Annotated in this window: 21 protein-coding genes and 2 riboswitches; of the genes, 15 read left to right on the top strand and 6 right to left on the bottom strand. The window is 40.2% G+C overall.

Annotation, left to right across the window (positions count from 1 at the left end; all coding sequences use genetic code 11):
- Window positions 1–32: 32 nt before the first annotated feature.
- A complete protein-coding gene (locus tag C9J29_RS17525) occupies window positions 33–632 on the bottom strand; it encodes a glycosyltransferase family 2 protein (RefSeq protein WP_008178244.1) in 600 nt (199 codons plus the stop codon).
- Between the two features lie 256 nt (window positions 633–888).
- Here C9J29_RS17525 and C9J29_RS17520 point away from each other — a divergent pair, with 256 nt between their 5' ends.
- Window positions 889–1,983 (top strand): glycosyltransferase, encoded by a 1,095-nt coding sequence (locus tag C9J29_RS17520; protein ID WP_036221761.1) that lies wholly within the window; start codon window positions 889–891, stop codon window positions 1,981–1,983.
- Window positions 1,984–2,096: 113 nt separating this feature from the next.
- A complete protein-coding gene (locus tag C9J29_RS17515) occupies window positions 2,097–2,537 on the top strand; it encodes a GNAT family N-acetyltransferase (protein WP_090002587.1) in 441 nt (146 codons plus the stop codon).
- Window positions 2,538–2,619: 82 nt separating this feature from the next.
- Here the strand turns inward: C9J29_RS17515 and C9J29_RS17510 are convergent, their stop codons facing one another.
- The 5 genes from C9J29_RS17510 to C9J29_RS17490 form a co-directional block, all read right to left on the bottom strand.
- On the bottom strand, window positions 2,620–6,138 hold the full coding sequence (locus C9J29_RS17510; RefSeq protein ID WP_107922527.1) for a S8 family peptidase: 3,519 nt from the start codon (window positions 6,136–6,138) through the stop codon (window positions 2,620–2,622).
- Between the two features lie 138 nt (window positions 6,139–6,276).
- On the bottom strand, window positions 6,277–7,125 hold the full coding sequence (locus tag C9J29_RS17505) for an energy-coupling factor ABC transporter ATP-binding protein (RefSeq protein ID WP_089986298.1): 849 nt from the start codon (window positions 7,123–7,125) through the stop codon (window positions 6,277–6,279).
- A complete protein-coding gene (gene cbiQ / locus C9J29_RS17500; protein WP_089986299.1) occupies window positions 7,122–7,895 on the bottom strand; it encodes a cobalt ECF transporter T component CbiQ in 774 nt (257 codons plus the stop codon). The genes C9J29_RS17505 and cbiQ overlap by 4 nt, the downstream gene beginning before the upstream one ends.
- Window positions 7,896–7,900: 5 nt before the next feature.
- Window positions 7,901–8,173, bottom strand: a complete 273-nt coding sequence (locus tag C9J29_RS17495; protein ID WP_008178258.1) for an energy-coupling factor ABC transporter substrate-binding protein — start codon at window positions 8,171–8,173, stop codon at window positions 7,901–7,903.
- Between the two features lies 1 nt (window position 8,174).
- Window positions 8,175–8,921 (bottom strand): energy-coupling factor ABC transporter permease, encoded by a 747-nt coding sequence (locus C9J29_RS17490; protein WP_043990468.1) that lies wholly within the window; start codon window positions 8,919–8,921, stop codon window positions 8,175–8,177.
- 144 nt (window positions 8,922–9,065) lie between these two features.
- Window positions 9,066–9,250, bottom strand: a riboswitch (cobalamin riboswitch).
- A gap of 261 nt (window positions 9,251–9,511) precedes the next feature.
- Window positions 9,512–9,693: riboswitch (cobalamin riboswitch) on the top strand.
- A gap of 144 nt (window positions 9,694–9,837) precedes the next feature.
- On the opposite strand from C9J29_RS17490, the gene C9J29_RS17485 reads away from it, so the two are divergent.
- The 13 genes from C9J29_RS17485 to cobA are packed head-to-tail and all read left to right on the top strand — an operon-like array spanning window position 9,838 to window position 21,938.
- A complete protein-coding gene (locus C9J29_RS17485) occupies window positions 9,838–10,209 on the top strand; it encodes a (2Fe-2S) ferredoxin domain-containing protein (RefSeq protein WP_008178261.1) in 372 nt (123 codons plus the stop codon).
- Between the two features lie 4 nt (window positions 10,210–10,213).
- Window positions 10,214–11,881 carry a precorrin-3B C(17)-methyltransferase gene (gene cobJ, locus C9J29_RS17480; RefSeq protein WP_008178263.1) on the top strand — a complete coding sequence of 556 codons (1,668 nt, stop codon included), beginning with the start codon at window positions 10,214–10,216 and terminating at the stop codon, window positions 11,879–11,881.
- A gap of 14 nt (window positions 11,882–11,895) precedes the next feature.
- Window positions 11,896–12,825: a sirohydrochlorin chelatase gene (locus C9J29_RS17475; protein ID WP_107922526.1), complete on the top strand. Its 930-nt coding sequence runs from the start codon at window positions 11,896–11,898 to the stop codon at window positions 12,823–12,825.
- Entirely contained in the window at window positions 12,822–13,583 is a 762-nt protein-coding gene (gene cobK / locus C9J29_RS17470; RefSeq protein ID WP_089986301.1) for a precorrin-6A reductase, read from the top strand. Before C9J29_RS17475 ends, cobK begins: the two co-directional genes overlap by 4 nt.
- Window positions 13,584–13,595: 12 nt before the next feature.
- Window positions 13,596–14,255 carry a precorrin-8X methylmutase gene (locus C9J29_RS17465; protein ID WP_008178269.1) on the top strand — a complete coding sequence of 220 codons (660 nt, stop codon included), beginning with the start codon at window positions 13,596–13,598 and terminating at the stop codon, window positions 14,253–14,255.
- On the top strand, window positions 14,255–15,388 hold the full coding sequence (locus tag C9J29_RS17460) for a cobalt-precorrin-5B (C(1))-methyltransferase (RefSeq protein ID WP_008178270.1): 1,134 nt from the start codon (window positions 14,255–14,257) through the stop codon (window positions 15,386–15,388). The genes C9J29_RS17465 and C9J29_RS17460 overlap by 1 nt, the downstream gene beginning before the upstream one ends.
- The gene (gene cbiE, locus C9J29_RS17455; RefSeq protein ID WP_107922525.1) at window positions 15,345–16,565 is read left to right on the top strand and encodes a precorrin-6y C5,15-methyltransferase (decarboxylating) subunit CbiE; all 1,221 of its coding nucleotides are present in this window, start codon (window positions 15,345–15,347) and stop codon (window positions 16,563–16,565) included. Before C9J29_RS17460 ends, cbiE begins: the two co-directional genes overlap by 44 nt.
- Window positions 16,558–17,265, top strand: coding sequence for a precorrin-2 C(20)-methyltransferase (gene cobI, locus C9J29_RS17450; RefSeq protein WP_008178274.1), 708 nt, complete (start codon window positions 16,558–16,560; stop codon window positions 17,263–17,265). The genes cbiE and cobI overlap by 8 nt, the downstream gene beginning before the upstream one ends.
- Window positions 17,265–18,050 (top strand): precorrin-4 C(11)-methyltransferase, encoded by a 786-nt coding sequence (gene cobM, locus C9J29_RS17445; protein WP_090002593.1) that lies wholly within the window; start codon window positions 17,265–17,267, stop codon window positions 18,048–18,050. The genes cobI and cobM overlap by 1 nt, the downstream gene beginning before the upstream one ends.
- On the top strand, window positions 18,043–19,164 hold the full coding sequence (locus C9J29_RS17440) for a cobalt-precorrin 5A hydrolase (RefSeq protein ID WP_008178277.1): 1,122 nt from the start codon (window positions 18,043–18,045) through the stop codon (window positions 19,162–19,164). The genes cobM and C9J29_RS17440 overlap by 8 nt, the downstream gene beginning before the upstream one ends.
- Window positions 19,165–19,175: 11 nt before the next feature.
- On the top strand, window positions 19,176–20,543 hold the full coding sequence (locus C9J29_RS17435) for a cobyrinic acid a,c-diamide synthase CobB (RefSeq protein WP_107922524.1): 1,368 nt from the start codon (window positions 19,176–19,178) through the stop codon (window positions 20,541–20,543).
- Complete coding sequence (locus C9J29_RS17430; RefSeq protein ID WP_107922523.1) at window positions 20,536–21,174, top strand: precorrin-2 dehydrogenase/sirohydrochlorin ferrochelatase family protein; 639 nt, start codon at window positions 20,536–20,538, stop codon at window positions 21,172–21,174. The genes C9J29_RS17435 and C9J29_RS17430 overlap by 8 nt, the downstream gene beginning before the upstream one ends.
- Window positions 21,171–21,938: a uroporphyrinogen-III C-methyltransferase gene (gene cobA, locus C9J29_RS17425; RefSeq protein WP_107922522.1), complete on the top strand. Its 768-nt coding sequence runs from the start codon at window positions 21,171–21,173 to the stop codon at window positions 21,936–21,938. Before C9J29_RS17430 ends, cobA begins: the two co-directional genes overlap by 4 nt.
- The last annotated feature ends 31 nt before the right edge of the window (window positions 21,939–21,969 follow it).

Genomic DNA, 21,969 nt, shown 5'->3' with positions numbered 1-21,969 from the left:
CACCTCCCACATGCTTAGGTCCGTTCATGATGTTATTTCAATCCTCTTTCATGCAAATCGCATTCTGAGTTTTCTCGTGGATAGTTGTACCAATAAGCGTATTCATGGGTATATTTACTGGTTGGATTTTTGTCCATGAGCGCACAATTAAAATCCCAATCTCCTGCAATATCCTTACGTATAGTAAATTTCGCATCCCCGATAAAGCTTCTTCGTATGATTTTAAATTGTCCCGGCAAGGAATAACGATTTGATTCATCTTTAATAAACGCATAGCCATTCTTAATGATCATGTTGTAATAGTAAATATCAAATTCACCATCCACCTGTGCTAATACATTGCGGATGGCAGGTAAATAGTGGTCATCACTATCGATGATGGCAATATAATCACCTGTTGCTTCAGCGATGCATCGGTTATAGGCAACGCTTGCACCTAGATTCGTTGGATGAACGATGATTTTTAACGCTGTACAGTTTTTTTGATAGTCCTGTAAAATGGCTAACGTCTTGTCGGTGGAGCCGTCATCTACAACGATAATTTCATAGGCATATTCTTTAGGAATACTGTCAAGCATTGTTAGGATCCATTCTTCGCTATTATAAGTAGGTGATAAAAAGCTTATTTTCATTTTATCCCTCCATCCTGATTAAGTAGTTTAGTTCTTCATGTTTACTGAACAGATTCTTTATTACAATATGCGTGGATAGAGGGCTATTGTAGGCAATTGCTTGCTATCATAAGTTTTTTAAGAGAGTAATTTTATGGATTGCCTTTATTTTTGCTAGAGAACTATGGGGATGGTTGTGACATTTTACTAAGTTATACACGTTTGACAGGTGTGGGCATAAACTAGGAAAGAGCGCTTTTTAAGAAAGAGGGATTCGATGACAAAAAGGATCGCATTTATTTGTAGCGTGGAATCAGCTAAACTTTCCGATGCACACATTTTCAAAGATCTATGTCTTGTGCCTATTTTACTAGGGGAGTATTTAGGCTATGAAGTTAGTATAGTGACGACAGAGATGAATGAAACCCTTCTGCAACAATCTTTTCCGGCTGTTAAATTTGAGCAGGTTCCAATTGGGATTGATTATGTTGCCAATATGAATGCTTATTTAGTGAAGCATGCCAAGAACATTGATCTTGTATTTGCTATAGGACCATACCCATCCTATCTTTCCATTCTTCAAACATATAAGCAGTTTAATCCTAATGGCAAAGTTTATATGAAGTTAGATGTTAATCGATTTTGGTTAAGTCGATTAAAAACCTATCCATACTTTCTAGAATTGCTACAGCTTTGTGATCTTCTGACCTCCGAATGTGTATCGATTCAAACTGACATTCGAGAGTTTTCACAATTAGATGTTCAACATATCCCAAATGGCTTTTATGAGTATTTTCACACAGAGCCCGTGCAATTTCATGAGAAAGAAAATAAAATTCTATCAGTGGGCCGATTAGATGCACCAGAGAAGCAGACCATTTTTACAATAAAAGCCTTTCTAGCAGCACAGCTGACAGACTGGGAGCTTCGTTTGGTAGGACCTATGTCTGAATCGTTTCAGCAGGAAATAAAACAATTACTGGACAGTCATCCTTACCCTGCGCAAGTCACAATGGTAGGGCCAATCTCAGACAAGATGCAGCTAGAGGAGGAGTATCGCAAGGCAAAAATCTTTTGCTTAACATCCACAGTTGAATGCTTTGCACATGTTTTTGCAGAGGCTGCTAAAAACGGTTGTTATATTGTGACAACCGATGTGGATGGGGCTGCTGATATTACCCAACAACAACGCTTTGGCCGTATTCATCCAACACATGATTGGGAAAGTATTGCTCGGACGTTGCAGCAAGTCGCACATCAGGAAGCATTGTTAGAAAATACTTGTCTTCAGCTACAAGCCGATGCGCGGAAGGAATTAAACTGGCAGCATATCGTGAAAGATGTCGCTGCATACTTAAATGAAAAAAAGTAGAACTTCTCTCGATGGAGAGGAGTATTCTTTTCTTTGTGCCATTTTTTCCTATATAATGAAACTAGCTTTATAATGGTAGAAACAATCATGGGAAGACACAAGGGGAGACAAGAATGGAAATATTGCAAGCAACGATGAACGAACTAGAAGAGTTAACAAAGCTATTTGATGAATATCGTCAGTTTTATGGAATTGAATCGGACGTAAGTAGCGCTAAGGCATTTTTACAATTACGATTGGCCCTCAAAGAGTCGGTCATTTTTATGGCGCAAGTAGACGGCAAGGTGGTTGGATTTACACAATTATATCCAACGTTTTCTTCCATAGCGTTACAGCGTGCCTATATTTTGAACGATATTTATGTCACGGAAGATGCTAGGGGCCTAGGGGTGGGCAAGGCATTGATGGAAAAAGTTTTTCAATATTGTGAGCAACAGTATGCTCGTTATGTGACACTGCAAACAGCAGCAGATAATGTGAATGCGCGTAAGCTGTATGAAAAGCTTCATATGAAGCAAGATGAATACTGTAATTATGTCAAATATTTTATGTAATAAGCATTTTAGTTTAGAATAAAAATGCTTATATGTATAAAAATCCCCTAGATATTCCGTTATCTAGGGGATTTTATTGATATTATTTAATTTCTAACGTATATGGCTGTGTACTTGCTTGGCCATAATATTCACTAACTTCAATATAGTATTTACCTGCATCCAGTTCAATTGTACCTACCTCAGCATCTCCAGCTCCGTAAAGATCTAAAGTTTTGACTGTTTTTCCGTTTGCATCTATCACTCGAATCACACCATCTAGTGCTTTTTCTGTTTGAAGTGAGAAGAAGATATCACGTTTTTGGACGTTGTTAAATTCAAAGTAATCCTTATCACCAAATGGTATACCCGCATTTAAATATTGAGTAGCTATCCATTTGTCGTCTTCTTTCTTAAGGGCTAATGGTTTGGTTGGTACACCATTCACTAATTGGGAATCTGCATCTTCATCTGCTCGTTTATGGTCGAACATCGTCAATGTGTAGGGCTGAATGGACAGTTGGCCAAGCCCTGTGCTATTGACTTGAATAAAGTAACCACGATCCTTTTTAGCCTTAAAGGATGTATTTACGTCTGTCGTTCCTACCATGCCAAGGAGTATCTCAAGAATATTATCGCTCAATCCAAATGGAATGGCGGTCTCCATTTCTTTCGGGTCAATTTTCATATTGCCATTTGTATCTTCAATAATCGATCCTGCAAATTTCAAGTCCTTCTGTAACTCTTTTGGCAATTGATTTAATTGTTCATTGGTAAATGGAACAGAGGAAATTAATAAACTCATAATTTCATCATTACCGTTTTGCTTATAATAATAGTAATCCTCATCGTCTTGGTAAATTAGATGATCTTTATAAGTTGTACCTGGTTGAATTTTTAGAGCTTTTGCTTCTTCATAATTATCAGGATTATAATCTTTTGGAATATCACCGATTTTACTTGTTTTCAACGTATATGGCTCAATAGAACGTTCCCCAGCATTTACAACGGCTACTACATATGTTTTGTCCTTTTTCAATGCCATCACTTTTGCATCGTTTTCATTGCCGGCTGAGCCAAGAAGCAATGAAAGTAAGCCCAAATCATTGGTTAAGGACGAAACAGGAATTAGTTCATTTGCTTTTTCATCGTATTCAAAGACAGTACCAGCAGGCATTTGGCCAGCACCTTTGTTAAAGCTAAAACTATAAAGGGCATCTTCCTTTGTTTTAAATAAGAAGTAGTCCTCATCATATTCTGTTTGGAAATAAGCTTTTTGATCCTCACCAATGTTGAAGCGAATAGCTTGCTTAATAATCGGATCAACATTTTCTAAATTGTCCGTTGTAAAGGAATTCATGAGCATACTCATCATGCCTTCAATTTCATTTCGCTTTTTTGTTGTACTTGGCGTTATTGGTAATTGGTCGAGAGAGATGTTTTCGTCGTACATGGCTTCCTCTAAAGGTAGTCCATCCTCATCGGGTGGAAGTGTAACAACCTCACCTTTTAATGTGTATGGAATCATAGACTCACTGACTGTTTCCTCTTTTTCAATGCCACCACTGAAAAACATCTCCATTGAAAACTCGCTATTACTTTCATTAGATACACTTAAAATGTATTCTTGATCTGGAACAGCATCGATAATCATGCTAACGGCTTCACCTTTAGCTGCACCGTAGGAACTTTGAATAGGGAAGGCTTCCTCTTCTTCAATTTCCTCTTTTTTAGCTTGCTTTATCTCTTCTGGTGGGATCGGATTGAAATCCTCTTTTAAGTAAAGATCCATAGAGGCAGTAACACCTGGAATTCCAGATAAATCAAACTTCAATGTTGTTGGTTTTGTTACTGAAAACGTAAAATAATCTTGATCCTTTTGTTGATCTTTGGACAGTAGGGTATAGTTTTTACCTGCCGTATTATATGGGAATTTTTTAATAGGCTGCATTGAAGACTTATTTAAAGCATCAATTGGCAAATTCGAGTTTTTCGCAGTTTGTGCTGTAAAGATATAAGTAGATTTCCCTTTTAAGCTATAACTACCATTATGATCTTTCACACCAATTAACAGCGTTCCTTTTTGGTCTGCTTTAAAAAGGTGACCTTCTTTTTTTCCTACACGAACATCATTAACTTTAATAGGCTCTACTTCACCTTGTTCATTAGTAGGGTAAAAGTATAAATCGAAGGCATAGTCGTATTGATCAGCGCCTTTTAATGTTAGCTGAGCATACTCATTTGCCTCTAACTCAACCTTGTACCATTTTTTCTCGTCTTGCTGTTCGAAAACACCTTGTTCAATATTTAATGTATTTTTAGCAAGAACTTTGGCATTTTTGATACGCTCTTCTTTAGATTCAGAATAATGTTTAGGTAATTTATTTAAATCGAACTGTAAGGCTTTCACTGGATCGACAAGCCCATGACCATAAGTAAGATCATAACCCTTTTTACCTAAATCTTGTGCTGTTATTTCAAGAATTGCTTCAATTTCATGTGGCTTTAAATTCGGATGCTTTGATTTAAGTAGGGACACGATGCCTGCCACTACGGGAGATGCCATGGAAGTACCACTAAACTTAACAAAAGATGATCCTTTTTTGTCATCGTGTACAGTACTGTAGATGTCTTCGCCAGGAGCCACGACATCGACAGAGGGACCATAATTGGAATAGCTTGATAGCTTATTACGATCATTCGTGGAACCAACACTAATTACACCTTCATAGGAAGCAGGGAAGGAATATTCATCCGTCGACTCATTACCAGCCGCTGCGACAATCGTAATGCCACTATCAATAGCTTTTTGAACAGCATCCTGCATAAGTGGTGATTCACCATAGCCTCCTAAACTCATATTAATGACATCAACACCTTGCTCAATGGCGTACAGAATACCTTGTGCAATGATAAAATCATTTGCTCCTTCTTTTCCGTTAAAGACATCAATAGGTAGTAGCTTCGCTTGTGGATTAATTCCATGTCCACCAATGCCATTGTCTTTAGCTGCGGCAATAATCCCAGCAACATGTGTTCCATGATCACCTGGATAAGATGTATTTGCCGGTGCAGCTGCATTATAAGGTGTGAGTACTTGAGATTTTAGATCGGGATGTTTAAAATCAACACCAGAATCGATGACAGCTACTGTTACGTCATGTTCCCCAGCTAATGCTAGAGCCTGATCCATTTGCAAGAGGCTTAGATGATACATATCTTGTTTCTTTGGGTCAGTTTCTTTGTTGAAAGAATGATAGACATAACTAGGGGATACACTTGAAATCCCTTGCTGCTTTAAATAGTAAGAGACGGCTTTTTCTATGGATACACCTTTGTTAAGTTGAATCACATCATAGCCTAATGAAGGAATGGAGCGGATGACCTTAGATCCGATTTTTTTATGTACGTTTTTATCAAGGCCAGAATGCTTGATAATAATCGTATCCTTACTCATCCATTTGTCTTCATTTGTAAGATTCTTACCTGCATGTTGTGAATTGCTTGCTAATACGTTCTTCGCACTTTGTTGTGGTGTCTCCTCAGCAAAAGCTGAAGCGACAGGAACCATTAATGCAGCGGATGCTGCGACAGCGACTGATTTTTTAAACCAACTTTTCAATTGTATCTCTCCTTGATGTTCTATAATATGTCTCGACTATACTAATACGGTTAAACGTTAGAAAAGTTTCGCAAATGAGGAAAATTTTTCTCTGCGATTTAAAAACGAACTGTCCGTTACTTTTTATGGATGATACCATTACGCCTCTACATATAGCTGTTCGATCAATTGCAGTAAGTCATGCTTAGAGCGAGGAATTGAAATATTTTCGTGCCATAATTTCTTTTTTTGTAGAGCCAAAGCCATGTCAAATACCCATGGTCGTTCAAGATGTGCCCGTTTTAGCAATTCTTCTTCATAAAATAAGGCGACAGGGTCACCATTATAAATAATTTTTCCTGCCTCCATGACCATAATTTGATCGGCCCATTCATAGGCAAGGGCAATGTCGTGAGTCGCAAGGATAATCGTTTTTTCATGGTCTTCTACTTTGGCTAAGTATTGAAAAACTTGTGTAGCGTAATAGCTATCAAGACCCGCTGTTGGTTCATCTAATAAAAGGACAGTCGGTTCCATCGCTAATACACCTGCCATGGCCACACGCTTTTTCTGCCCTACGCTTAAAAAGTGGATGGGTTTATCTAGTAGCTCTGTCACTTCAGTTTGTGCAACAGCCCATGCTATTTTTTCTTCAATTTTTTCCGTAGGCCATCCTAGATTCATTGGACCATAGGCTATATCTTGCTTAACAGTTCCTGAAAAAAGCTGATTATCAGCATCTTGAAAGACGATTCCAACCTGTTGGCGAAGAGCCTTTAATGCCTTTCTATTATATTGAAGTTTTTCTCCATCAAATGAAATGGTCCCAGCTGTTGGTTTCAAAATACCATTAAGGTGCTGAAATAAAGTGGATTTTCCTGCTCCATTATGACCGAGTATAGCGATTTTTTTCCCTTTTGGAATGTTTAATGTAATATCTGTCAAAGCCTTCGTACCATCTGCATAGGCATATGACAGGTTGTTTAGTTTAAAATAAAATGCTGTCATGAGAAGTACCCTCCGTATACGATGAGGAATAAAAAAATAGCCGTTATACCAAGCCAGTTTTTTTTGCTATAGGCGCCCGTTTCATGCCAATAAACCGTTTCACCACCACGCGCCAGCATGGCATGATTAAGCTCTCGACTGCGCTGAAACATTTCAATAAACAACGCGGCAATTAGCATAGACACTGAACGTAACCATTGCATGGGTGAGTGGTAGCCAAGCCGGGCTTGCTGGGCCAAATGAATTTTTTGCATGCTTTCTAAAAAAATAAAAATAAAACGATAGGTGAGTTCTACTAGCTCAACTAATAAAGTAGGTAGCCGCCATTGTCGAAGCACATAACAAATTCCTTGTACAGATGTCGTTAAAACTAAAAAATATAAGCAACTTATACTGCCAAGTACAATAAAGAATAGTTGCTGGGCGGTAGCGATACTGGCTCTCCCAATAAAAATTGTCCAGTTCATATACGTAAATGCCCCCATATGGGCTGGTAATGTATGCGCTGCTGGAGCTATCGAAATGATGATTGATAAGAGACTTGTGAATAAGAAAAAACCAGGTAGTAATAATAGCTTCGCATAATAGTTTAGTGGAATTTTCGCGCCCCAAATGATAAAAGCACTCATTACAAAAAATGTAATGAGTGAAAGTCGTTCATCTCTCATAATAAGCGTGAATAAAAGTAGTCCTAATGAAAATATCATTTTTTCTAGCGGATGAACGAACGCTAGCTTATTGAGATACGCATACTTATCAATGAGTAACATAATCCTTAACCTTCTTTATGCTTGCCACGCATATAGCCAATAAAGTAGCCGATAAAACCAGCACCAATAGCTGCTTGTAGCACGAATAATAAGCTTTCAATTTCACCACTAGGTGGTTCCCACAAACTATCAAACCATGGCTCATATTCTGCATTGATCTCCCCAATGGCTGCTTCTGCTTCACCGTCGGCTCCTCCAAATTCTGCTCCTTTTTGGACGAAAAGAGGGATAATCGCCAATAGTACGACGATTGCTAAAAGTAATAAATTTCGTTTCATATTAGTGCGCCTCCTTTGTAGAGAAAACACGTAAAGATTTTAATTCGCTAATATTATATTTTTTCAAGAAGTTCATGACAATAACTGTTAATATTCCTTCACTCACAGCTAATGGGATTTGTGTTAAGGCAAAAATACTTGCGAACTTTGTAAAGGAAGCCATAAAGCCTCCAACTTCAGATGGGAAGGCTAGTGCTAATTGAATGGAAGTCACCACATATGTACCTAAATCCCCAAGCATGGCCGCAAAGAAAACAGCTAATGAAAACGATAACCCCAATTGTTTTGCCCCTTTAAATACAAAGTAGGCGATAAACGGTCCTACAATAGCCATCGAAAATGCATTAGCCCCTAATGTTGTGATCCCACCATGAGCTAAAAGTAAAGATTGAAATAATAAAACAATTGTCCCGATGACACTCATGGCTAACGGTCCAAATAATACTGTTCCGAGACCTACTCCTGTTGGATGTGAGCAGCTCCCTGTAACTGAAGGGATTTTTAAGGCTGATAGGACAAAGGCAAACGCACCGGACAGCCCCAGAATCATTTTTGTTTCAGGGTTTTCATCAATTGTTTTACGAATAGAGCGCAATCCTAAAATAATAAATGGGATGGAGATTACCCACCAAAAAATAGCCCATTCGATTGGTAAAAAACCTTCCATGATATGCATGGCGAAGGCACGCTTTGGCACCATTAAAAAAGCCAATAGAAAATAACTAAGTTTCCACCAAGACAGCTTCAATTTTTTTCCTCCAAACTGTAAATAGATTTTTAGAATGTAGCGTGCGTAATAAAAAAGCACTTTTCCGTTGTTGGAAAAGTGCATAGCTAAAAAAGCAAATAACATTTTCATCTGCTAAGCCGCACACCTATCCTCGTAGGCTGAAACGATCACTTATGTTCGGCAGGTCTCCTGGCTCTAGTTCAACACTTTATAGGTCTTCCCATCCATTGGACAGTGACATTTTCTATAAAGCTCCCTATTACAGTGGCGGGACCGCGCCGGACTTAAACCGGCTTCCCTTTTAAGCAAAATGACGAGCATTTTACACCGAAAAATAGTAAGTTGTGAGATTTCACGACAAAGTGTATCACGAATTTCCATAATTATGCTATACTTTTTTTATAAAAAATTAAAAATAGAATATCAATGTCGAAAATTCTGATAACTAACGTTTTTTAGGATTAAAGAAGGCAAATTCAAATTTTTAATAGCTTTCACCCCTCCTATGAAATTGATAAATTTGTCATGATTTTTTAAAGAAATATTGAAATTTTAAAATAATAAGATATGATTAAGACAGTTTTCTATTATGTATACGATTAAAAATTTCATATAAAACGTCGATAAGTGCTCGAAGAACTCGAGATAATAGGGAAATTGGTGAAAGTCCAATACAGCCCCCGCTACTGTAATAGCTGATGAAATCGCAATGCCACCTGTGCAAACTAGGGAAGGTGCGACAGTAAAATGAAGCTTAAGTCAGGAAACCTGCTTATCAGATTGTGCATGCAAACTTTTCGGAGGGAGAAGTTGAAGCAAAAGCGAGGATCTGTCTTTCAATCTATTCGTTTTTATTTGGCTTCTACAAACCTTTACTCTTCGGCAGAGTAAAGGTTTTTTCTTTTTTCCAAAAGCAAATGAGGGGAGATATAAGATGACAACGTGGAATTTAGAGGGGATGAAAACACATCTCTTTATTTGCAATGGCAGTAGCTGTATGAACAAGGATGGGGAGGAAATTACCCAAGCTATACGAGATGAAATACAGCGTAACGCACTAGATAAAGAAATACATACGACAAGAACGCGCTGTAATGGACGATGCAAGGATGCTTGTGTTGTGATTGCTTACCCTCAGGGGAATTGGTATCGTGTACCGTCAACGGAGCATGCTAGAACACTTGTACAGGATTTGCATCATGAATCCTTATATAACGATCATGTTTTTACACTTCGAGAAGGGACATTACAGCGAACAGCGCAAACAACAGCCATTAAAGGGATTGAAAAGGTGAAAGAGGGGTAAAAACATGGCGCAAAAAGGGAAAATTTTCGTAGTAGGCTTTGGGCCTGGAGACTTTAAGCATATTACGACACGTGCAGTAGAGGCTTTACAACAAAGTGACATGATCATAGGCTATAAAACCTATGTTGAACTGATTCAAGATTTAGTCAGCGCAAAATCCATTGTCAGTACAGGTATGACAGAGGAAGTGTCACGTGCTCAGGAGGCCGTTCGTCAAGCAGAGGCAGGAAGTATTGTTTCGGTCATTTCGAGTGGAGATGCAGGCGTTTATGGTATGGCGGGATTGGTGTATGAAGTATTAATTGAGCTAGGCTGGACAGAGGCAACTGGTATTGAAGTGGAGATTGTCCCAGGTATTTCAGCTATCAATTCATGTGCTAGTTTACTTGGTGCACCCATTATGCATGATGCTTGTACCATTAGTTTGAGTGACCATCTCACTCCGTGGAATTTAATTGCGAAGCGTGTGGAAGCCGCAGCTATGGCCGATTTTGTTATTGCTTTATACAATCCTAAAAGTGGTCGCCGTACAAGACAAATTGTCGAAGCGCAACGAATTCTTTTAGAATATCGTTCTCCTGACACACCAGTAGGGCTTGTAAAAAGTGCCTATCGAGAACGTCAGGAAGTGACGATGACGACATTGGCAGAAATGCTGGAACATGATATTGGTATGCTGACAACAGTTATTATCGGAAACTCATCTACGTTCTTCTATGATAATAAAATGATTACACCGCGAGGCTACCAACGTAAATATACACTTGGTGAGGAAAAACAGCCATTACGTCCTCATCAACGCTTACGGGAAGAAAATGAGCCATGGGCGATGAATCAAGAGACAGGAACAGCACGAAATGACTTTGCGGCAGACCCTAATGCAGGGAGAATGAATAAACCCAGTATAGCCGTTATGCCAAAGCCGAAAAAAACAGCACTTGAAATGGCTACAGCGGCACTTGCAATGGTAAAGGGAACAAGTGCTATCAAGGTTACTCCAAAGCTTGTACAACAAAAAATAGAATCCATTTTTGAATTAGCAGTGAGCCCTGGCGTGGCTAATAAATTTTTCACACCACAGCAAATGATGACGTTAGCAGAGGTAGTAGGAGAAGAAGGATCAATGGAATATACACCAGATCATCAAATCCATTTAAAAATACCTACAACAACGCCTGAACGTATCACTGAGAAATTACAGGAAGTAGGCTTTTTATTAGCACCAATTGGTGATGTGTTATCGTTGAAGGCTTGTGATTTTTGCTACGGTGAAAAAGCAGATTCCATTCCATATGCGGAGGAAATTCAAGAAAAGCTTGGCGGTATGTCATTACCGAAAACATTAAATATTGGCTTCAATGGCTGTGGAATGGCTTGTTATCGAGCCGTGTTTGATGATATTGGGATTGTCTATCGCAAAAGTAAATTTGATGTCTTTATTGGAGCGAAACCAGTCGGGCGTACGGCTCATGCAGCACAGCCTGTTGTAGAAGGTTTGGAGCCTGATCAATTAATCCCTTTAATTACAGATATTATTGAAGAATATAAAGCAAATGCGCATCCAAACGAGCGTCTATTTAAATACTTCAAGCGGGTGAAAAAGATATTGCATTTTACGTATCAAGATATGTCTTCCAAAATAAAAATAGAGCCAGCTCCGTGCGGCGACTAGTGAGGAGAAAAGAGATGAAAGCTATATTATTTGTTGGCCATGGGAGCCGTTTAGCAGCAGGAAATGATGAGGTGCGTACATTTATCGAGCAAATGAAATCTCGCATTGATGAACAATATTTAGTGGAAACATGCTTCCTTGAATTTGCTTCTCCTAACATCGAAGAAGGTATTACAAACTGTGTGAAAAAGAGTGCTTCAGAGGTACATGTCATCCCGATTATTTTACTTCATGCAGGTCATTCTAAGCTACATATTCCGGCAGAAATCGAGCATGCTCGTGAGCATTATCCGAATATCACATTCACATATGGTCAAACAATTGGCATTCATGAAGAAATATTTGCGATATTACAGGATCGTTTAGTTGAAATTGGATTTGATACTGAACAAGAACAGGAAGACACAGCCATTTTATTAATTGCTCGAGGAGGTAGTGATCCTTATGCAAATGGAGATTTCTATAAAATTACACGATTACTATGGGAAAAACTACCTGTTAAATACGTAGAAAGTGCCTTTATGGGCGTAACGGACCCTCGTGTTGAAGAAGGCATTGAACGCTGTGTCAAACTAGGTGCTAAAAAAATTATTATGCTTCCTTACTTTTTATTCACGGGTATTTTAATGGAGCGTATGCATGTTATGTGTGAGAAATACAATGAGCAATTTCCAGCATGTGAGATTCAAATTGCCAACTACTTTGGCTACCATGAACGTTTACAAAATGTTCTATTAGAACGTATTGAGCAAGCGGTGAATGGTACATCAACAGGTATGAAAGATCTTGAAGAATATCGGGCTTACGCTGCTATTCATGGGCATGCACATCATCATCACCATCATGATCACGACCATGATCACCACCACGACCACGACCACGACCATGATCATGGACACGATCACGATCACCATCATCATCATGAAGAGGAGCCAGTAAAATGATTTTCATGTTAGCAGGGACGAGTGATGCAAGGAATCTAGGCCTTGAACTGCAAAGGACGGGACATGCTGTAACTGCCACCGTTGTGACGGAATCGGCAGCCTCTAGTCTTGCTGACGCTGGCTTACCTCATTTAATAGGGCGACTTACAGCGGAAGAAATGGCGACTATTATATCGGAACAAGGCTTTCAATTGGTGGTAGATGCCTCTCATCCATTTGCAGAAGAGGCATCGAAAAATGCCATGGCAGCAGCTGAAAAAGCGCAAGTTCCTTATATTCGCTATGAACGTGCTCATGAACATTATGTACACCCACTTATAACAGTCGTGAAGGATTATGAAGAAGCAGCTCAGTTAGCAGCAGAAAAGCGTGGTGTTATTATGCTGACAACAGGTAGTAAAACGCTTGCTACATTTACGAAAGTCTTACAAGGCTTAGAAAATACAAGAGTCATTGCTCGTATGCTCCCACGACTTGACAATATGGAAAAATGTGAGGCGCTCGGTGTGGCACAGCGAGATATTGTAGCCATTCAAGGCCCATTTTCAAAGGAATTAAATGAAGCATTATTCCGTCAATATGGAGTGACCTTAATGATTACCAAAGAAAGTGGCAAAGTCGGCTCAGTAGACGAGAAGCTAGAGGCAGCCCTTGCTTGTTCTATAGAAACAATTCTTATTGCAAGACCCAATATTAAATATGGCCAGCAATATTCCACTTTTGAAGAAGTGTTACAGGCTGTACAACATACACTTTAGGAGGCAATAACAATGGATTTTAAAACAGATTTCAAACCATTAACAGTAGACCCAGATAAAATTTACGATTACAGTTTCTCGATTATCGCGGAGGAAATGGGGGAGCATGACTTTTCAGAAGATGAATGGAAGGTTGTGCGCCGTATTATCCATGCATCTGCTGACTTTGAGCTAGGTCGTAGCGTTATTATTACACCAGGAGCACTTGAAGCAGGTGTTAAGTCTATTCTGGCAGGGCGTCATGTAATTGCGGATGTGCAAATGATTGAAAGTGGCTCTGGTAAAAAACGTTTCCAAAAACATGGTGGCGATTTACATTGCTATATTGCGGATGAGGATGTATCTGTAGAAGCGAAAAAGCAAAATACAACGCGTGCCATTATATCGATGCAAAAAGCCTCAAAATTGCATGAGGGCGGTATTTATGCCATTGGTAATGCCCCAACTGCATTACTAGAATTGATTCGTTTAATTAAGGAAGGCTTAGCAAAACCAGATTTAATTATTGGTATGCCTGTAGGTTTCGTGTCTGCGGCTGAATCGAAAGAAGAGCTGCTAAAACTTGAAGGTATTCCGTACATTACAAATGTTGGTCGGAAAGGCGGTAGTACAGTGACGGTTGCCGCATTAAATGCCATTTCACTTTTAGCGGATGAACAGGCGAAAAAATAATGGAGCGGAAGCCAAAAAAGGATCCTAAGGACATGCGTCACGGTTATACAACAGGAGCCTGTGCAACTGCAGTAACAAAGGCCGCTTTACTCGCCCTTATTACAAATGAAGAGCAAGAAACAAGCACGATTCATTTGCCAATAGGTAGGGATGCGACCTTTACCATTGAAAAATGCCTATTTGAAAACAATGCCGTCAGCTGTGAAACGATTAAAGATGCTGGTGATGACCCAGATGCCACACATCAGGCACTCATCGTCGGTACTGTGAGCTGGGCAGAGACACCTGGTATTCATTTAGATGGTGGGATTGGAGTCGGGCGTGTCACAAAGCCCGGCTTACCAGTGCCTGTTGGAGAGGCAGCCATTAACCCTGTCCCACGGAAAATGATTCACAGCACTGTTCAAGGAGTATTGGACGAATTTCAAATTACACGAGGGGTTAACGTAGTGATTTCCGTCCCTAAGGGTGAGGAGATTGCGAAAAAAACGTTAAATGGTCGTCTTGGTATACTTGGAGGCATCTCGATTTTAGGCACAAGGGGAACCGTCGTGCCTTTTTCAAGTTCTGCGTATATGGCTAGTATTGTACAGGCCATTAGCGTCGCTAAAGAGGCTGGCTGTGAGCATTTAGTAGTGACAACAGGTGGTCGCAGTGAAAAATTTGGGATGAAGCAATATCCCGATTTACCTGAAGAAGCTTTTGTTGAAATGGGTGATTTTGTTGGCTTTACTTTAAAGCATTGTAAGCGACTTGGTATTAAACAAGTGTCCCTTGTCGGGATGATGGGGAAATTTTCAAAGGTGGCACAAGGGGTAATGATGGTGCATTCCAAAAGTGCTCCGATTGATTTTAACTTTTTAGCACAACTTGCAGAAGATGTAGGGGCAGATGCAGACACAATAGCCGAAATACGAGAGGCCAACACAGCGTCGCAAGTAGGTGAAATTATGATGGAAAAGGGATATGAATCATTTTTCCATCGTTTGTGTGAGGCCTGCTGCTATTCCTCCATTCATCATATAAAGGGCGGTTTAACGCTTTCCACATCGATTTATTCGATGCAGGGACAATTATTAGGAAGGGCTGATGACATTGCATCGATCGATGAAATTAATTGGGATCGGGGATAACGGATTAGCAAGCTTATTCCCACAATACCGCCAGTGGATTGAAGACTGTGAGGTACTTGTAGGTGGTGAGCGCGTGCTTGATTTTTTCCCGCGTTTTACAGGGGAAAAAATCATGATCAAAGGAGGTCTTTCAGCACTTGTTGAGAGATTGTCAGAGGAAACAAGAAATACGATTATTCTCGCATCAGGAGATCCATTGTTTTACGGCGTTGGGGGCTATTTAGCGAAAAAGCTAGATTTGGAGGTTTATCCATATATGAGCTCCGTACAGCTAGCCTTCGCGAAAATGGGAGAAAGCTGGCAGGATGCTTATGTTACAAGTATTCATGGACGACCTATGAAAGGCTTGGCACAGCGCATCGATGGGAAAAAGAAAATAGCTCTGTTAACAGATGCTGAAAATAGCCCAAATGCGCTCGCACGTTATTTAAAGCATTTTGGTATGACCGAATATCGTGCATTTGTAGCCGAAAATCTACAGGGTGAAGATGAAAAATGTGATTGGTATTCGCTAGATGAAATGGAGAATGCACATTTTTCCCCTTTAAACGTAGTTATTTTACAACAAACTGTTGAACCAAAACGCTACACACTCGGTATTGATGATGAAGAGTTTTCACAACGAAAACCAGATAAAGGACTCATTACTAAGAAAGAAATTCGTGTCTTAAGCTTACAGGCGATGCAACTTCAACAGGATAGTGTTATTTGGGATATTGGTACATGTACAGGATCTATGGCCATTGAAGCGGGGAAGCTTGCACCTGAGGGGGAAGTATACGCCGTTGAAAAAAATGCACCTGATTTAGAGAACTGTCTACACAATCAGCAAAAATTCCGTGTGGATATAACAGCAATTCATAGTAAAGCTCCAGAGGGACTCGATCATTTCCCAGACCCTGATGCCATTTTTATCGGTGGTACTGGTGGTGAAATGGTCGAATTACTACAATTGTGCTGTAATCGCTTAAAACCAAATGGTCGAATTGTTTTAAATGCTGCGACAATTGAAAATTTATATAAAGCAGTGGAAGCGTTTAAGGCTTGTGATTTTGCGGTTGATATTTTACAGGCACAGCTTGCGCGTAGCAAACCGATCTTAGATATGACACGCTTTGTGCCATTAAATCCAATATATATTATTTCGGCTTATCGAAAGGAAGAAAATCATGACTAATTTAGGTGTTTTATATGGCTTGGGCGTAGGTCCTGGCGATCCAGAATTAATTACAGTGAAGGCGTTTCGTGTGATTCAAGAGTCACCTGTTATTGCCTATCCAAAAAAACTTAGAGGCAGTAAGAGCTATGCCCATCGTATTGTAGATGTTTATATTAATCCAGAGGAAAAAGATATGCTTGGTCTTGTATTTCCTATGACGAAGGACGAAGCTGTCCTTGAGCGTGAATGGACAAAGTCAGTCGAGCTTGTATATGAAAAATTACAGGAGGGTAAGGATGTAGCCTTCGTTACAGAAGGTGATCCGTTATTATATAGTACGTTTATCCATATGATGAAGTTAATGCAGGACATGCATCCAGATGTAGAAATTCGTACGGTTCCGGGGATATCCTCATTTAATGGCTCCGCTTCTCGACTTGGTATTGCATTAGCTGATGGTGATGACCGTGTCGCGATCATTCCTGCCTATGATGATTATGAGGCAATGCGTGAAGCTATTGAAAGTCATGATGCTGTGGTCTTTATTAAAGTAGCAAAAGTAATTGATTTAATGCTACAGGTACTACGTGATTTAGATTTACTAGATAAAGCATCTGTTGTGACAAAGGTAACATCTGACGAAGAAGTAATTTGGGATGTACGCGAGTTGGATGGTGTCGATTTAGAATATTTAACATTAATGGTGGTGCGTAAATAATGAAGAAGATCTATATAGTAGGCGCGGGTCCCGGTGATCCAGATTTAATTACAGTTAAAGGCTTACATATGTTACAAACAGCAGATGTTGTTATGTATACAGATTCATTAGTGAGTGAAGATCTCATTGCGAAAGCTCGACCAGATGCGGAAATTATTCGTACCGCTGGTATGCATTTAGAGGAAATGGTCGCTGTGATGGCTGATCGGGTCCATGGTGGGAAAATAGTAGCTCGCATGCATACAGGTGATCCGGCCATGTATGGAGCGATTATGGAACAAGTAGCACTCTTAAAAAAGCAAGGCATTGGCTACGAAGTTATTCCAGGGGTTAGCTCTGTTTTTGCATCAGCAGCGGCAATTGGGGCTGAGCTAACGATTCCTGATTTAACACAAACTTTAATTTTAACTCGTGCTGAAGGGCGCACCCCTGTACCAGAATTTGAAAAATTACGTGATTTAGCAAGCCATCATTGTACAATTGCTCTATTCTTAAGTGCGACGCTCACAAAGAAAATTGTCAAAGAACTACAAAGTGCTGGCTGGGCTGATGACACACCCGTAGCGGTGATTCAACGTGCTTCTTGGCCAGATCAAAAAATTGTTCGTACGACATTAATCGAATTAGATGAAGCGATGCGCGTGAATGGCATTCGTAAGCATGCAATGATTCTAGCAGGCTGGGCGCTAGACCCTGATATTCATGATAAGGATCAATATCGCTCGAAATTATATGATGCAACCTTTACACACGGCTTTAGAAAAGGTGTGAAGACAAGTGATTGAGTTACAAGAGGGGATATTACCAGAAGTTGATCAGCGCCATGCATATGCGGTTGTAGCGATTACAAAGCATGGTGTTCAAATAGGACGTCGACTCCAACAAACGTTTGCAGCAAGTGATTTGTATTATATGAGTAAATTTGAACAGGGCGATGAGGAGGAAAAGCATATTCAACTGTTTACTGGAACAGTGCGTTTGCTTTTGCCGACTCTATTTAAACAATACAAAGGTTTGATTTTAATTATTTCTTTAGGTGCAGTTGTCCGAATGATCGCACCCATTTTAAAGGATAAAAAGACTGATCCGGGTGTTGTAGTTATTGATGATCGAGGCGAAAACGTAATAAGTGTCTTGTCAGGACATCTTGGCGGTGCCAATGAACTAACACATGAGGTAGCGGCAGCTCTTGGTGCCAACCCTATTATTACAACAGCCTCCGATGTGCAAAAGACTATTCCAGTCGATCTATTTGGTGCACGTTTTGGCTGGGTTTGGGATAGTGCCGATAAATTAACGCCTGTCAGTGCTTCTGTCGTCAATGAGGAACATGTGGCTATTGTACAGGAAACTGGTGAGCGAGATTGGTGGATGCGTGATACACCAATGCCAGAGCAAATTAAAATTTATCCATCTACACGGACGGCCATAGAGGCTAAACCTCATGCAACATTATTAATAACGGACCGTATAATCGAACGAGAAGAAGAGGTTTTGCTTGAAAATGGTGTCATTTATCGACCAAAATCAATTATCCTAGGCATGGGCTGTAATCGTGGTACATCTATTGAGGAGATTGAACAAGTCATTGATGAAACCTTGGCAGAGCTTAAGCTTTCGAAAAAAAGTGTGAAGGCACTTTGTACAATTGATCTGAAGAAAGATGAGCAATGCTTCCTGGATATTACAAAAAAATATGATTGGGAGTTCGTTACCTACTCACCGACAGAATTAAACGAAATTGAATTCCCATCACCTTCAGAAACAGTCTTTAAATATACAGGGGCATATGGTGTCAGTGAACCTGCAGCTATGCGTTATGCTCAAGTCAAATCACTCATCTTAGAAAAGAAAAAATCAGGTAATGCTACGATTTCAGTTGCTAGATACCTATTTTAAGGAGGAAGTCCATGCAAACAAATCGCTTTGTACTAGCTGGGACAGGCAGTGGTGTAGGTAAAACTACTTTTACTATTGGACTGATGAAGGCTCTACAAAATAATGGGAAAGTCGTGCAGGGCTTTAAATGTGGACCTGATTATATCGATCCAACCTATCATACAGCCGTAACAGGTAGAGTATCACGCAATATTGATAGTTGGATGTTCTCGCATGAAGCAGTATGTGATATTGTAGCTCGCGCCAGTAGGGATGCAGACGTCTCTATTATCGAGGGTGTCATGGGCTTTTATGATGGTAAAAGTCCATTATCAGATGCTGGCTCTGCCGCTGATATTAGTGTAGTAACAGAAAGTCCAGTTATTTTAATCGTGAATTGTGCAAGTATGGCTAGAAGTGTTGCGGCAGTTGTCAAAGGATTTCAATTATTATCAGATAAACCAAATATCGTGGGTGTAATAGCAAATCAAGTTGGTAGTGTTGGCCATTATGAAATTGCCAAGGCTGCTATTGAACAAGAATGTGGGATTCCTGTAATCGGCTACTTAAAGCGCGAGGAAGGGATTGATATTCCAAGTCGTCATTTAGGATTAGTCCCTGCTATTGAAAGAGGAGAGCTTCATTCATTTTTTGACAAGCTAGGAGACCTAATGGCTGAGACGATTGACATAGAGCAATTACTCCGCATAACAAAGGCACCTGTACTTCAGGAAACAGGCAAATTATTTACAGAGGAGCCTACACAAAATATTTGTCTCGCTGTAGCAAAAGATGCGGCATTTAATTTTTATTATGAAGAAAATTTGGCGTTATTACGGGCGAAAGGTGCGACATTACAATTTTTCTCACCACTCGACAATGAGCCAGTACCAGCAGAGGCGGATGGGTTATATATAGGGGGTGGCTTTCCTGAAGAATTTGCGCAGACACTTGCGGCAAATACGATTGCCAAACAATCTATACGGGAAGCCATCAACAAAGGTCTACCGACATTGGCTGAATGTGGGGGCTTTATGTATTTAACAGAAGCTATTACAGATAGCCATGGGGAGCGTTATGGCATGATAGGTGTAATCCCAGGGGAAGTAGCGATGCAAAAAAAACTAGCAGCGCTTGGCTATCGTGAAATTTTTGGTACGGCAGGTAATTTCTTAATCGGTTCAGAGGAACAGGCGAAGGGACATGAATTCCACTATTCAAAATACAGTGGCTCCCATCACACACCGGCCTACGAAACGATTGGACGCTTTGGCAAAAAGCAAGAAGGCTATCAAGTAGGGAATTTGGTGGCTGGTTATACGCATTTTCATTTTGTATCAAACCCAAAGCTAGTTGACAATTGGTTAACAGCTTGCAAGAAGGTGAAGAATAATGACTAATTATTTTCCTATTCATATGAATCTAGAATATAAAACGGTTGTAATCGTAGGGGGTGGTCACGTAGCTACACAAAAGGTGGCATCCCTTTTACCAGTGAAGGCGAATGTCGTCATTGTTAGTCCGGCCTTACATGAAGATTTACAGCCACTAGCCGAATTGGGGCAAATTACCTGGAAACGAAAAGAGTTTGAACCACGTGATTTGGATGATGCAATCCTTATTATTGCTGCCACAAATGTGACGGCAGTTAACGAAGCCGTGCAAGAGGCGGCACAGCATTGGCAATTAATGAATCGAACAGATAGACAAAGTGAAAGTGATTTTATTACCCCCGCGACAGTTCGTCGTGGTCCTTTCGTGTTAACTGTCTCGACATCAGGAGCAAGTCCCGGGCTAGCTCGTAAAATTAAAGCAGAGTTAGAGGATCAATTTGATGATGCCTATGAGGATTACGTATGCTTTTTGCAGCAAGCTCGTTTAATGGTTGCTGCCAAGTTTGATAAAGGCCCACAAAGACGTGCGGCGTTACAGGCGTTGCTAGAGCCAAACATCCTTGAATGGACACGTCAAGGTGAGATGGATAGACGTGAAGCTTATTTACAACAACTATTGATGGGAGAAAAGCAATGAAGGATGGAATAGTTTATATCGTTGGCGCAGGACCTGGAGATCCAAAGCTCATTACGGTCTATGGTCTGGAATGTATCCAAAAGGCTGATATTATTGCGTATGACCGTCTTGTGAATCCAGCATTGCTAGACTTCGCAAAAAAGGAAGCGGAGCTCGTTTATTGTGGGAAATTACCAGGAAAGCACCACCTCATTCAGGATGAAATTAATGCATTACTTGTGGAGAAGGCGCAGCAAGGAAAAATTGTCACACGTCTTAAAGGTGGCGATCCCTTTGTCTTTGGCCGTGGTGCAGAAGAGGCTGAAATCTTAAAAAATCATGGCATTGCCTATGAAATTGTGCCAGGTATAACAGCAGGGATTGCGGCTCCTGCTTATGCGGGGATTCCTGTGACACATAGAGACTTTGCCACTAGCTTTGCCCTCGTCACGGGGCATGGCCGAGAAGAAAAAGGACAGGATTTTTTGAATTGGCCAGCATTAGCTACTGGAATTGATACTGTCGCTTTTTATATGAGCGTTGGCAATATTGCCTACATAGCTCGAAAACTTATCGACAATGGACGTAAAGCCACAACACCTGTAGCGGTTATTGAATGGGGAACGACTGCTCAACAACGAACTATAACAGGAAAACTAGATGAAATTGCGCACATTATTGAACGGGAAGGATATCATAATCCTTCCATGATTGTAGTTGGTGATGTCGTCAATGTACGTGAAAAAATTCAATGGTTTGAAGAGCAGGGACTTGCTTTCTCATAATCATCACATTGGGAGAGCAGAAGGAGGAAGC

It is taken from the genome of Lysinibacillus fusiformis (assembly GCF_003049525.1).
Taxonomy (GTDB): Bacteria; Bacillota; Bacilli; order Bacillales_A; family Planococcaceae; genus Lysinibacillus; species Lysinibacillus fusiformis.
The sequence above is the reverse complement of the archived record's forward strand: the minus strand, read 5'-3'. Positions and strand labels throughout refer to the sequence as shown.